General features: G+C 48.0%; 9 protein-coding genes. 2 read left to right on the top strand and 7 right to left on the bottom strand.

From position 1 onward, the window contains the following. Positions 1–4 precede the first annotated feature (4 nt). The gene (locus tag B3Z75_RS06745; protein WP_294068969.1) at positions 5–3,079 is read right to left on the bottom strand and encodes a SusC/RagA family TonB-linked outer membrane protein; all 3,075 of its coding nucleotides are present in this window, start codon (positions 3,077–3,079) and stop codon (positions 5–7) included. Positions 3,080–3,096: 17 nt separating this feature from the next. Next, positions 3,097–4,467 (bottom strand): IPT/TIG domain-containing protein, encoded by a 1,371-nt coding sequence (locus B3Z75_RS06740; protein ID WP_294068966.1) that lies wholly within the window; start codon positions 4,465–4,467, stop codon positions 3,097–3,099. Between the two features lie 646 nt (positions 4,468–5,113). Between B3Z75_RS06740 and B3Z75_RS06735 the strand changes: the two genes are divergently transcribed. Together B3Z75_RS06735 and B3Z75_RS06730 are read left to right on the top strand one after the other, a co-directional pair. After that, entirely contained in the window at positions 5,114–5,320 is a 207-nt protein-coding gene (locus B3Z75_RS06735) for a hypothetical protein (protein ID WP_294068963.1), read from the top strand. A gap of 30 nt (positions 5,321–5,350) precedes the next feature. Continuing rightward, positions 5,351–5,515 (top strand): hypothetical protein, encoded by a 165-nt coding sequence (locus B3Z75_RS06730; protein WP_294068960.1) that lies wholly within the window; start codon positions 5,351–5,353, stop codon positions 5,513–5,515. A gap of 36 nt (positions 5,516–5,551) precedes the next feature. On the opposite strand, the gene B3Z75_RS06725 is transcribed toward B3Z75_RS06730, so the two are convergent. The 5 genes from B3Z75_RS06725 to B3Z75_RS06705 all read right to left on the bottom strand — a co-directional run. Next, positions 5,552–7,414, bottom strand: a complete 1,863-nt coding sequence (locus tag B3Z75_RS06725; protein ID WP_294069058.1) for a family 43 glycosylhydrolase — start codon at positions 7,412–7,414, stop codon at positions 5,552–5,554. A 308-nt stretch (positions 7,415–7,722) separates the two neighbouring features. Further along, positions 7,723–10,164 (bottom strand): glycoside hydrolase family 2 TIM barrel-domain containing protein, encoded by a 2,442-nt coding sequence (locus B3Z75_RS06720; protein ID WP_294069055.1) that lies wholly within the window; start codon positions 10,162–10,164, stop codon positions 7,723–7,725. A gap of 29 nt (positions 10,165–10,193) precedes the next feature. Beyond that, entirely contained in the window at positions 10,194–12,689 is a 2,496-nt protein-coding gene (locus tag B3Z75_RS06715) for a sugar-binding domain-containing protein (protein ID WP_294068957.1), read from the bottom strand. Between the two features lie 374 nt (positions 12,690–13,063). Next, complete coding sequence (locus tag B3Z75_RS06710) at positions 13,064–14,245, bottom strand: glycoside hydrolase family 43 protein (RefSeq protein WP_294068954.1); 1,182 nt, start codon at positions 14,243–14,245, stop codon at positions 13,064–13,066. Positions 14,246–14,314: 69 nt separating this feature from the next. After that, on the bottom strand, positions 14,315–14,608 hold a 294-nt coding region (locus tag B3Z75_RS06705; RefSeq protein ID WP_294068951.1), incomplete at its 5' end, for a glycoside hydrolase family 88 protein.

The raw sequence follows: 14,608 nt of genomic DNA, 5'->3' as shown, positions 1-14,608 counted from the left end.
AAAATTAGAATGTTGCATATAGTTGAATGGTATATCTTCTCTGCAACGGATATACTGCACCGTTATCGGAGGCCTGTGCGGGGTCCCAAAGTTTTACCTTGTCCCATACGTGTAAGTTGTCACCGATCAGGCTGATGGATGCCGATTCGAAAATTTTTGTTCGCTGCATCCAGCTCTTCGGGAGTGTGTAGGAAAGCTCCACGTTCTTCAACCGCAGGTAGCTGCCATCGATTAACCAGAAGGTTGAATTCCGGTTGTTGTTTTCGTTGACCCCATAGGTGAGTCGAGGAAATCGGGCGTTGGGATTTTCGGTGGCAGGATTTCCCGAATAGGAAGCCGGTATCCAGCGGTTTTCCTGGTTTGCGACAATGCTCAGCAGGTTGCCCGTAGATCCTCCGGCAAACGGGTAGTAGCCGTTCCCTCCCAAAAAATATTCCACATCCTCAACTCCTTCCAGCAACCCGCTGATGCGGAAGTTCCCAAAATTGTATTCCAGTGCGAAACCATACTGAAACTGGGGAATATTGGAGTAGGAGAGCGGCACGATGTCGTCGTCATCCACAACGCCGTCGCCGTTCACGTCCTTGTATTTGATATCGCCCGGGAGCACGTTTTCCATGTAGGTTTGCCGAGGGCTGCTTAAGATGTCCTCTTCGTTTTTGAAGAGCCCCTCTGCAATCAATCCGCGCATTACGCCGTAAGGAACGCCGGTGTATGACTGGTATGGGTAGTTCACTCCCGACTGTTCCCAGTAATCGACTTTGTTCCTGGCCAATGTGAAATTACTGCGGACGGTAAAATTCATGTCGTTGTTGATCTTCTGAAAAAACGACACATTCCCGTCGAACCCCCACGATTTCATGGAGCCGATATTCGCATAGGGGAGCGTGGAGTTGAGCCCCGATTCGAGCGGGATGCTTTCCCTCTTCTGAAAAATACCGGTTGTCTTGTTTCTGTAAAAGTCCACGGTCAGGTCTATTTTGTTGTCAAACAGCTTGGTATCGATGCCCAAATCGAGCTTTGTTGTGGTTTCCCATTCCATGTTTTCCGCACCAATCTGGGTCTCTCCGATCGCGGGACCACCCCAGATGCCCGAATCAACTCCTCCCACAATGGTCAGATAGGGAAAGCGAACTTTCAAACGGTCGTTACCCACCTGCCCGTAGGATCCCCTAAATTTGAGGTAGTTGATAAACGGTAAATTTTTGTTTATCCAGGTGTACTGGCTGGGCACCCAACCGAGGGCGATGGAGGGGAACACACCGAAACGGCTTTCCCGGTTGAAGTTCTCGGAGCCGGTATAACCGATATTCGATTCAATCATATAGGTGTCGCGGTATGAATAGGTTGCTCTGCCTGAATAGGCCTGGTAACGCTGCGGAATCACGGTAAAAATGCCATCCCCCCAGCCACTGTTCTTGGTCTCCTGTTGATAGGCATGAACCAGTCCGGTGACCCGGTGCTCCTCATTGAAAACCTGGTTGTAGTTGATCTGGGCTTCGATATAATATTGTCTGTCGGATGCCGACGTTTGGGAAGCCTCCAGGTCTTCTTTGGTAACCCTTCTTTCGGTGAGGAGTGATCCGTCGGGGTTTCTTCCTACTTTAGGGTCCGCGAAATAGAGATCCGGCCTCATGGAATTGTGCACCGTGTGGAGTCCGTTGGTGGTGAGCGAGAATAGCCCCTGAACGGAAAGTCCCTTCAGAAGCATGCCCAGATCCTGTTCAACTTTCAGGTTGGTTTTGGTGGTATAGCGTTCGATGTTTTTGTATCCGGTATAGTTTAGTTGCACATAGGGAGACATTTGGTCGGCATTCACGCCGTAAGCCGGTAGCAGGCCATTGGAGTAGCGCACCGGCACGAGATTGGGGGGCAGGTTGGCCTGGGCCAGCCACAATGCTTTGTTGTCATCCCCGAACCCGGGCGCGTTTTGGGTGACGAAGACACTCTCGATGTTGAGTGAGAGCAGGGTCGATTTGGTTACGTTGGCATCCACGTTGGCCCTGAAATTCAATTTGTTGTAGTCTACATTCGCGCTGAAAGGCGACGCTGCATCCTGTTTGAAGAGCGCATCACTGTTGAGGAAGCCCATACTCACGTAGTAACGAGCCGCTTCACCTCCGCCGGAGAGCCCTATATGATGTTGGTTGTTCCATGCATAATCCTTCAGGATTACATTACGCCAGTTCACATTCGGGTATAAATCCGGATCCAACCCGGTTCTGTAAAGTTCGAGGTCGGTAGGCGTATAGAGCGGGTTGTTGTTTCTGACAACCCTTGCCTCGTTGGCCAACAGGGCGTATTGGTAGGCATCGGCATATTCGGGCATCCTGGGAGAGTAGGAGTATGTGGCGTTTGATTTGACATTGATACGCATTCTGCCCGCCTTGCCCCGTCTTGTGGTGACAATGACTACTCCGTTTGCTCCGCGAACGCCGTACACGGCAGTGGCGGATGCATCTTTTAAGATGGAGAAACTTTCGATATCCGCCGGGTCGATGTCGTTGAGGTTGCCTTCTATCCCATCCACCAGGACCAGTGCTCCCTGGTTTGCCCCGAAGGTGCTGATCCCCCGGATCCAGAATTCGGAGAAATCCTGACCGGGCTCACCGGTGCGTGAAACGGAGATGATACCCGGAACACGTCCCCCCAGCATGTTTGATACTGACGTGGCAGGAACCTGCAGTTCATTGGGTTGCACGCTGGTAATGGCACCTACTACCGACACTTTGCGTTGTGTTCCTCTGGCGGTAACCACCACTTCGTCGAGCTCACTCACATCGGGTGTCATGCCAATCCGGAGTTGGGTCTGGCTTTCCTTGTATGTCTCTTCCACCGGTTTGTATCCAATATAGGTATAGATCAGTGTGGATCCGGCAGGAATGTCGTTGATCCGAAATCGGCCGTCGTAATCGGTCACCACTCCTGTCGTGGTGCCTTTGACCTTGATAGAGACACCAATGAGTGTTTCCCCCTTGTCATCCATCACAATACCGGCAAGGCTGATTGTCTGAGCCTGTGCCCATGTATTGAATGTTAATACGATCAGTGTGATTGTAAATATGAATATTTTTTTCATGATGTGTAAGGTCTATTTTATTCAACAGCATATCTTCTAATTGTGGACTCCCACCATTCAGCAATAAAGAAGTTCCCGTTTCCGTCGTAGGTGATGTCGCGTGGATCGAGGAAGATGGCCTCGGCCGGATCGCCGTTTGTCTGCGGTGACTCTTTACCCAATGTGCCGGCAACCGTGGAAACATAGCCGTCGGTTGCGGATATCTTCCGGATCACGTTGGAATTATTGAACTCACAGACGTAGAGATTGCCATCTTCATCCATGCACATGCCGCGTGGATCCCTGAACCGGGCATCTTCCAGGTTTCCGTCCACCACAGCACTCTGGCTGGGCGATCCGGCATATATTTCCGATTTGACGCCATCCGCCCAGTCGTTTCCGGTCTTGCTGATTTTGTAAATCGAATACCTTGCGTAATGGGACACATAGAAACAGTCGTTGAACTTGTCATACACGATGTAACCCACCCAGGCTGCCGGATCAAACAATCCGCTACCCAATTCGTGCGTTACCTGGGTGTTGATGTTGTAACGCAGAAATTTTCCGTCTTTGTGACAGAAATAGAGCCACTCCTGATTGGGGTCGTGTGCCTTGTCCATCATCACCAGCCCCTGAATGTGGTCATAGCCGGATCCCCGCGCCTCGATCTCTCCTATTCGGTAAGGCATCCAGCCATTATCTCTTCTGTATTCATAGACCGTATGTGTAGGGTTCAGGGTCGTGGCATACACGATGGTTTTGTCTTCGTTGATAGCTGGCTTCCCGAGATACACTCCATCCTGAATGGTGATGACCCTGTTTTCCGGAACGGAAATAAACCGCACCTTATTGGCTGCAGATTCCCATGATCCGAAGGTCATGAGTTGATCGTTACCCAGTGCCATGATCCCCATGATTTTGTGAAAGTGCGCCTCGGCCAGTGTGCCGTCTCGGTAAAATGCGCCAGTACCCTCAAGCGTACCCACTCCTGCGACCCAGGAAACCTGTGCTGAGGCCGTATAATGAAAGCTTTTGGGTGCGATCCCCTCGGCTTTTTCACCCACAACCACTTTTATTTGGCTGTTTCCGCCAGATAATCTGGGCGCAATGCAGTAGATCGAATTGCCGTTGACGCTCACCACGGCCCCTTCCTTTTCGATGTTTCCATCTACAAAATACACTTTCACCGCATCCTTGTCGTTCCCGAAATTGGAGCCGCTAATCACAATTTTTTCAGAGAAGCGCCCCGAGTCAGGTAAAAAACTGGTGACCTGCACCGGTCGGTTTGGATCAAACGGATCCCCCTTCGACAACTGATTTGAAAAGACATAGTTTTCTTCTTTGCATCCGGCAAGGCCGAGTAGCAGCAAAAAAAGAATGCCCGTTGATTGGTAAATTTTCTGTTTCATCTTCTTCATGTAAGTTTAGATTGATCATTTTGTGAAATTCCGAGTTTGATTTTAATTTCTCTTTTCATTCGCACTCAAACCATACTTCAAAGTGCACCCTCCAATCAATAGCGAAATGTGTGGAATGTGCTGTTGTGCTGTTATTGTCTGGTAATAACAATATTATGTGTTTGAATTTCTTTCTCTGTGTCTGTACGGTTGCTGGAATTGCACGGGCAATTCTGAATTGTTCTTCTGTGGTGATCTTGATTTGTTACAAACATACAATAAACCTTTATAAAACACAAAGACTGAGCCGCAGCGAATCGTGCATTAATAGACGGTAAATCGTGCATATTGCAGAAGTCCTTTACTAAATTATCACTTTGTCGTATATTTGAGTGGAAAAAATGTGAATTTGCCCCGAAGATGAGAGAATACCTCCTCATATTTTTATGGTTCTTCCTTGTGAGCCTACCTGCCCAACCCTTGTTGATCACATACTTGGAAATGGAACAGGATCTATTTTTTCAAACCCTATTCCGTGCTGCAGGAGCCAGAGATTCCTCCGGTAATGACCACCGGAATACGGGTGTATACGATCCCCATCCGGATTGCACCTCCGCTCTGGTTGATCTGGTAGGCTAAGACAATCTATGCGTTGCTCATGGCCGCCTTGCTTCTTTCTATCTTGTATTTCTATAAGAAAAAGCCGGATCCCCAGAGCATCTACAAAATCAAAAAGGAAAAGCTTGTACAGGAACAGGAGTTGAACGATGAACGGCTCCGGTTCTACACAAATATTACCTATGAGCCGCACACGTCACTCACTTTGATCATTGGCCCGTTGGAAGATTTGCAGCATGAAGCGTAACTTGCGCCCATACAGCATCAAAAAATAGATATGGTCAGACAGAATGTCCTGTGGCTGCAGGATTTGATCAATCAGCTGTTGGAGTTCAGAAAAACGGAAACCCAGAACCGGAAGCTGAGTGTTACCAGAGGAAATATTGCAGCACTGGTGAAAGAGGTAGGCTTGAAATACAGGGAACTTCAGATAAAGCGCTGACAGGGGTTCCCACCAATGAGTTCATACGAAAAATCGTTATAACGATGGGGTCACTTGTTGAATGCTTCCATCTTCGTTAAACTCCATTTTGTCGATACACACCTCCCGGTGATAACCTGGACCGTCATTCAACGAGTAGTTGTTTATACGGTGATACACAATATACCACTCATCTTTTCCAGGAATCTGCAATACCGAATTGTGCCCTGTTCCGTATATATTTCTTGCTTCGTCTTTCATGATGACGATGTTGTTGGTGGGAATATTCAGGGGACCGAGTGGTGACTTTGCGGTGGCGTAACGCACCTTGTAGTTGGGGCTGCCGGTATCGTCTTCCGACCAGAGGAAGTAATATAGTCCGTTCCTGTAAAACACGTTGATCGCTTCCCGAAAGGTACGATCGGGAGTCATCTTCTTTACGGTACCCCTCTTGATGGAAACCATCTCTTTTTGTAGTTCCGCTCCCGCCATATACCCATTTCCCCAATAGATGTAGTGTTTTTTGCTTACCGGATCGAAAAACAGATCCGGGTCAATCTCCTGTCCGCCACTCACTCCTTCGGGCTTGAAATCGATCAGCGGTTTCCCCGAATCAATAAAAGGTCCGGTGGGATGGTCAGCAACGGCTACCCCAATTTTCTTGGGTTCACCATCCCTGCCTCCACTGAAGTAATAATAGTATTTGTATTTATCCCTGCCTATTTTCTTCTCTATGATGCATGGTGCCCAGGCATTGCTGTCGGCCCACGAAACGTCTTTCAGGTCCAGAATCACTCCCTCATCCCTCCACTCCCGGAGGTCATCGGATGAGAAGGTTTTGAAATAGTATCCTCCCCATCCCGGAAAACCGTCGCTGGTAGGGTAGATATAATACTTGCCTGTTTTTTCTGAATAAAGCACATCCGGGTCGGCATAATACCCCGTCAGCACAGGATTTTTGGTGGCAGGCATCTCCAATCCCTCGGGTATGCCCCATTTGCCGGTGATGGCCTCCAGCTCTTTTTTTGTGATGGGAATAACACTCCCGTGGCGGGGTTTAAAATCCATGCTGATCTCGTGATCAATAACCTTGAAATTGTCGAGATCCACACTCTCGCAGAACTGGTACTCACCCCTCCCATACACATCATAGAGCAAAATGTATTTTTCCTGATTGGTCAGTTTAAAAACAGAAGACCCTTCCACGGCATGGCGGGTCTGCTGTTTATAGTCGGGTTGTTCTATCCAGCAGCCAGCAGTGAGGTTATCGGTCATGGCTTTCCTGATTCCGTTTCCGTGCCCCTCTGTTTTGTAAAACATATGGAATATCCCGTTTTTGTAGATAATATCGCCGTCGATGCAGGATTTTCCATTTTTCGGGAAGAAAAGCTGCTTCGGTGTGCCTTCCAGATCGGTGAAATCTTGATTGGCATAAGCATAATAGATAATATCAGTCCCTTTCCCGTGCTGCATGGACCAGTAAATCATGTATTTTTCGGCATGTGGGTCATAAATCGTTTGGGGAGCCCACACCCGCTTCAGGTCTTCCTGTCCCGGATATTTTTTCTGGATGTTGATGGCCGACGAAGTCCAGTTGACAAGATCTTTCGATTTCAATAGAACCATCCCCCGGTTTGAATCCCATCCTTTGGAAGAGGTCATGTCTGTCACTACCATGTAAAACGTCTCTCCATCCTGAGCCCTCAGGATATGTGGGTCTCTGACTCCACCCGTTTCACTGATTTCTTTTGAATCAATCACAGGCCTGTCGTTGTTTAAAGCTCTGTAGTGATACCCATCAAGACTGACTGCGAAGCAAATCTGCTCTTGTTCCACACTGTTTCCGTGGAAATAGGTAAAAAGATAGGCTACGTAGTCTTTCTCAGCGATATTGGAGGCATAGGCCTGGCCGGCTCTCATTACGGTACAGGTTGCGGCAAGAAATAAAAAAATCAGGGTTGTTCTAATTTTTCGCATGTAATTTAAATATTATCCGTATAGGTATTCGTCATGTCAATAAGCACGATGCTTATAACGACAAAATTATGACAAATTGCGGCCAGTAGACAGTATAGAATCGTGTAATTATGGGTGTGAAATCATGCAAATAAAGTATAAACACTGTTCACGGGGCTACCCGGTGTTTGTTTCTATGCCTCATTTCATTAATACATCCTCGTATTCAGATCTGCTAAAATAGTGGGATCGCTTGATAAATGCATTTTTCATTAATCTTCAAGATCAATTATGATTTGAGCTGCTTTTAATCCATCGGCCGACACCTTCACCTGCATCTTCCCAGCTTTCCCATCCGGCTGAAGAATAGCCAATGCTTTTCCCCTGAATGTTTTCGGTGTCAATGAGCGGAAGCTCTCCATGTCATCCGGAGCAGCATTCCCCGAGGCGATTACCGCTCCGTTGCCAGAGTACTCTATTGTAACCGGAAGATTGGCATCAGGAACAATATTTCCCTCCTTATCAACAATTTCAATTTTCACGTAGGCCAGGTCATTTAAATCGGCATTGATCCTGCTCCGATCGGCCACCAAGTGTACTGCGGTAGGCTCTCCTGTGGTTTTTAACTCCACAGAAGCCGTTTCACGTCTTTTGTCTAAATTTACAGCTTTCAACGTGCCTGATTTATAAGGTACTTCAAAGGTGGCGGTGTAATTTTCTCTGCCTGTTTCCTTCTCGCCGATCAACTCGTTATTCAGGTAGAGCCTTACTTTCGGGGAACGGCTGTAGACGTTTACTCTCATCGGTTGGTTCTCCCGGCCTTCCCAGTTCCAGCTCAGATGCTCATCCGTCCATCCCCAACCATTGACTACCTCTTTCTTTCCCGGGGCGACAGGAGGACGGACAGCCATTGCAATTTCTTTCTCTCTCCATACAATGTCCCGGTAAAAAGACTGTGGCTTTTTATCACCACAGAGATCAATATCGCCACACCAGGCGTTATACCAGGGCCAGCCCATGAATTGAGGGTTATGTTCTCCTTCGGCCAGTTCCAGGGCGTGTCCCAAACCCGCTTCACCCAAATAGTCGATGCCTGTCCAGACAAAATCACCGATGATGGCGGAAAATTTCTCCACCAGATTCCAGTTTAGGGCGGCATCCTTCGGAAAGGATTCACTACCGTAAATAATACGGTTGGGGTAAGCAGCATGGTCGCTTTCGTATTTCCACCACATATAATTATAACCGGCGATGTCCACATTCCTAAAAGCCCGGTGAATATCCTTATCCCATTCAAATCCAACGTGACGCCTGTCCCAGAAATCATTGGCTCCGACTGTTGTTAATCGGGTCGTATCATATTGATGGATAACATTAACCAGACTTTTTGCGATCACTTCACCGATGGAATCTGCCCGTTGAGCAATTTCATTGCCTATGCTCCACATGATGATAGAGGGATGGTTCCTGTCGCGACGTACCGAAGCGGTCAGATCTTTTTTGCTCCATTCGTCAAAGAATTGATGGTAATCATCGCTTCTTTTTGCTTCCTGCCACTGATCGAACGTCTCATGGATAACCAAAAGCCCCTGTTTATCGCATGCATCCAGAAAATGTTCCGATACCTGGTTATGGGCACATCGCACCGCATTGTATCCATTGGCCTTCAGCAATTCCACTTTTCGCTCTTCCGCACGATCTATCGCTGCGGCACCCAGTAATCCGTTGTCGTGATGAATACAGGCACCTTTTAGTTTTACGGATCGACCGTTCAACAAAAATCCTTTTTCTGCCGAGGCAGCTATCGTACGAATGCCAAAGGGGAGAGTGATCTTGTCGTATTGTCTGCCACCACCGGAAACGGTAATTTCCGCACTGTATAATATGGGGTTGTCGAGGGACCACAACTCGGGATCTCTCACTGTAAAAGAGGTAGAGAACGGAGTTGTTTCCGGTAACTCCTGCTCGAAATTATTTTTGTATACTTCCTTACCGGTCGGTGAGAGGATCTTTACATGCACTGCAACCGGGATATTATCTCTCGTTTTATTGTGAATGACTGTGGAAAATTTTATTGATGCCTCTTTCCCTTTCAGTTCCGAAGCATCCACAAAAGCATCCCACTCATCGAGATGAACTTTATCCGTTTTTATCAACCACACATGCCGGTATATGCCCGATCCTGAGTACCAGCGGCTGTTTTCTCCGGTATTCACCACCTTTACGGCAACCACATTCGGTTTCCCTGCAGGATTGCAGAACGGGGTGATATCCAATTTATAGGAGGTGTATCCGTACGGGTTATAATGCGCTTTTCTGCCGTTGATCCATACTTCCGACTGGTTGTACACCCCTTCGAAATAAAGCGAGAAGAGCTTATCCTTATCCTTTTCGTTGATGGTGAATTCTTTGCGATACCAGCCTTCCCCGCCCAGTGTCTGTCCCGTATCGGCTCCACCGGCACCCCCCTCGGTCATTTTAGAGAAGGGGCCAATGGTTATGCCCTTCCTTTGCAGAGGAGCCGGTTCAATGCTCCAATCGTGAGGCAGATTCAGCAATCGCCACCGGCTATCGTTAAACTCCGGCTGTTCGGCATTGGCCACGATCCCCCGATGGAATTTCCAATCTTTATTAAAGTTGGTTTTTCTGTCGGAAGCCGACATATTCACATGGAAGAGAATCAAAAACAAAAGAGAGAAAACCGTAATCTTCATCATTGGAGATGCTGAATGTTAAAATATAACTAGTCGGCTTTCAAGGTAGTTTCAACCGGTAGCAGCCAGGGAGAAGTGAAGGATACTTCTATATCGCCTGCTTCGCCGGTAGCCTGTACGTAGGCCAGGATGCGTCCATGATACACGCGATGTACGTTGTCGGTATAATCACTCATGTCTGAATTGTTGCTGGCTTCCAGTCCGATGAGTTTGGCGGGGCCTGCAATCCGGCAGGTCACCTCATTGTCGGACAACATCACCGGCACACCATGCTCATCCACCACCTGCACTACAATCTGGGCCAACCCGTTCTCCTTGTCGATTTGCTTTTCGGCTTGCACGATCTGCAGGGCGTGTGGACGTTTCGATGTTTGTATGGAATAACCAGATACAGGATTGTTGTTTTTATCCAGGCCCACCACTTCCAGTTTACCGGCGCTGTAGGGAATATCCCAGTAGATGATGCCGCTGTTGTCGTCATATTCCTTTGTTTCGCCTACCACAGATCCGTTCAACAGCAGTTTTGCCTTGTCGGCATTGGTATAGCATACTACCCGGATCGATTGACCTTCACGGTAGTTCCAAACAGACCAGGCATCCATGGAGGGCACCCTTTCCACGTTGTCGGATGCATTTCCGGTTTCGGTTTGAGACAGTACGTCTCTCGACTGGCTCCGTGATCCTCTTCCCGGCGTGGGGTATGTTCCCAGGTAAGCCATCGGTTTATCCGACCATAACGACTGCCGGAAGTATCCCCTTGGCTTGATGAATCCTCCGAAATCGAGCAGTCCCGAATAAAAACCTCTTGAAGGCCATCGGCCCGACTCACCAAGATAATCGATCCCCGTCCAGAGAAACTGACCGAAAACATGTTCCCTGTCTCGTGTCGCTTTCCATGCCGCCATATCGTGCCGGTTTTCACTTCCGTAAATCACCCTGTCGGGATACTTTTTGTGGTCGCTGTCGTACTTGTCTTCCGTGTAGTTATATCCCGCAATGTCCAAGGCCCCCGGGTACTCGGTTTCGTTTGACATGGCCACCCCCGCTAAACCGGCCGTCACAGGGCGCATCGGGTCATACTCTTTCACTACTTTCGCCAGTCGTTTTGCTATAATACCCAACTCCATGGCATCGGGTGCATCGGGGTTATACCCCCCGTAAGAGGCCTGCGTGAAGCCTGCTTTTTCTCCTCCGAGCACCGGATGAGAATAGGGATCGTTGGGGTAATCCACTTCATTGCCAATGCTCCATGCGAAAACAGAGACGTGGTTCCGGTCGCGCCGTACCAGGTCGGCCAGGTCAATCTCGCTCCATTCCTTGAATATATCGTAAGAGCCCTGAAACCCGGGAGTCCCCACGTTCCAGCCTTCCAGCCACTTGCGTTTGGGAAATACCCACTCATCGTACATCTCGTTGAGAACCAGCAGGCCCATCTCGTCGCAAAGTTCGTATAGACCGGTTGCCTGCGGATTGTGGCTCGTACGGATTGCATTCACGCCCACTTCCTTGAGTGTTTGCAGACGTCTTCTCCATACTTCGCGTGGTACTGCTGAACCCAGTACCCCGGCATCGTGGTGAATGCATACTCCTTTTACCTTCATCCACTCTCCGTTCAAGGCAAATCCCTTGTCGGGATCGAAAGTATAAGAGCGAAATCCTGTGCGAGTGGAAGCCTGATCCATTACAACGCCGCCTTTCAATACTGTTGTTTTCAACTCGTACAGGTTCGGGTCGGATAAGGACCAAAGTGCCGGTTTGTTTATCTTCAAGGATGTGGTAAGTTTATTTTTCCTGCCAGGTTCTGCAATAAGCTTCTTTGAATCCTTTGCCACAAGTTTTCCATCGGCAGCATATAATTCATTCATTACTGTCAAAGAGGTATTGTTCTTTTCTTCGTTGTTGATCTCTACCTCCACATTCAGCTTGTAGTCATCCTTTATTTTTTCGGGATATGCATATACTCCCCATTGGGCAATATGTACAGGATTTGCATAAATCATCCATACATCACGATAAATCCCCGATCCGGTGTACCAGCGAGAATCGGCGGACTGGCTGTGGTCCACGCGTACAGCAATTGTGTTATTTTCTCCGTATTTTATATAGGGTGTTGCATCTACCATGAAGGAAATATAGCCGTTGGGGCGTTTGCCAAGTGAATGTCCGTTCAGAAATACTTCGCTGCGGTTATATACACCTTCGAAATAGAGATATACTTTTTGTCCTTGCTTGTCGGCAGGGATATCGATTGTTTTACGATACCAGCCAATGCCTCCCGGCAGGTACCCGGTACAGCTGGCCAGTGTAGGGCTTAACTGCCCTTTTACACTCCAGTCGTGGGGCAGCGATACCGATTGCCATCTTGTATCATTCAGCGTGACGGACTGCCCGTCGGGAACATCATTCAGGACAAACTTCCAGCTATCGTTAATCTTTTCAGGGATACCGAAAGAGACTTGTGCCCTAAGAGACGGGGCTATAGACATAACGAGTAAAATGACTATTGACAGAGTTTTTTTTCGCATACGATTATTTTTTGAAGTTCTATATGTTATCTCGACAACTGTTTTCCAGGATCGGTGACACTCGAATCAGCAGCGATAGATTTTTAGAAATTGTGATCTCAGATAGTATTCATTTATCTCATACAAAGATATACTTAATAATAGATCTCCTATTGGTGAAATCATTCAAAAAAGGGCAATAAATCATTCAATGTGCGATAGAGTGTTTAAAGTTGGAGGGCCACTCCATCTCACTCCCCAACGTCCATATAGCAGGTCAGGAGCCTCCGGCAACAGGTATCTTGGCACGTATCTCGAAGCGTCCGTATTGAAACTCCTCCTTGCCTTCCGTTTTTATGGTGGAGGAACTGTATTCGATATATTCCCTGTTCCTTTTATCCTTTTGGGGTATTGGAGTCAGGGTTTATTTCATCGAAAATATTCAAATTCCATTCATTAAACCAGGTAAGAACGGGCAGGCCGTTTTCGAAAAGAACCGGAAGCCATATGTACCTGCCGTCAATAGGGTTATCGGGTCTCCATCGATCTGCCATAAATATGAAAGCATCTTTCTTTCCCTGCACCGGAATGATAAATGTACTTTGTGAATGAAATGTGAGCCCGGCATCTTCCCCCCGGGCGGGATTCGGGTGCAATGTCCATGGCCCCATGATGTGATCAGCGGTCAGGAGGCGTGCCGCATTAGGGGCCCAACCCGTACAACCGGAGGTGATCATGAAGTACTGTCCTCCTTTTTTGAAGACCGCCGGGGCCTCGTTGTGCCCTCCCGGCTCCACACGTACGTAGTTCCCGGTATGACCCAGAAAATCATCGGTCAATTCCGCAATATGCAGGGTTAGATTTTCTTCGGAGGCGTAGATATGGTATGCCTTGCCATCGTCGTCTACAAAGAGGGTCATGTCCCGCGACATCTGTCCTCCTTCGAAATCGCGGCGCAGGAGCAGGCCCTCTTTCAATGCTGCCATCCATTCGGGCGTCCACCATTGTTCGAACTCCGAAGGTTGCACGGTAGAAGTCCGCTGTTCTTCCGTCATATTCATTGGCCACACACCTGCGTTTACCCTTCCGCTTTTCACCAGATTGTAGGGACCTGTCACCTGATCACTAACTGCAACCGCAACGTGAGCCGCTTCATATCCTCTTCCTTTGAGCTCCAGGTGAAAGTACATCACGAATTTACCTGTTTTGGCATTGTAGATAACTTTTGGACGTTCAATGGTGCTTCCCTTTACGATCGGACTTTCCGGATTTTCACTTACGGATAGGGCAATCCCTTCGCTCTTCCAGTTGTAAAGATCGGTTGAGGAGTAGCAGGTTACCCCCACCAACGCAGCATTGGATCGCTCGCCTTTATGTTCGCCAAACCAGTAATAGGTGCCTTCGTGGTAGAGGATACCTCCCCCGTGCGCATTGATGTGAACCCCCCGATCATCTTTCCATATTTCACCGGGGGAGAAGGAGGTGTATTTATTCTGACTGTTAGCTGATTGAGACTTGCCGTAACTCGATAGCAAAACAAGCGTGAGCGCTAATAAAAGACATTTCTTATAATTCATCGTAATTTTTCAAAAAAATAATATGGCTTCATTCTTCTTGCTGGATCACCAGAAAAATACTTTTAGCTTTCATTTAGAACAGACATAACGGCTGTATTCTGACGCTGCCAATAAAAAAGCGCCTACTCCAAAGTCGGCGGTTGTTTCTGGTCCGACGTTCTTGTGTTGATTGGCTCGTTCTCCTATAGGTTGCACGTAGCCAACTTTCCCATCTTCCTGCAATGCAATTTTCGTGAGGTAATCCCATCCTTTATCAACTACGGCGCCGTACTCTTTTTTAGAAAAGAAGCCGTTGTTTATGCCCCACAGGTATCCGTAAAGGAAGAATGCCGTTCCGCTGGTTTCATAACCGGGAGCATGGTT

This window comes from Proteiniphilum sp. UBA1028 (assembly GCF_002316955.1).
Classification (GTDB): Bacteria; Bacteroidota; Bacteroidia; order Bacteroidales; family Dysgonomonadaceae; genus Proteiniphilum.
Note: the sequence above shows the minus strand (reverse complement) of the source record. Positions and strands in the feature narration are given on the sequence as shown.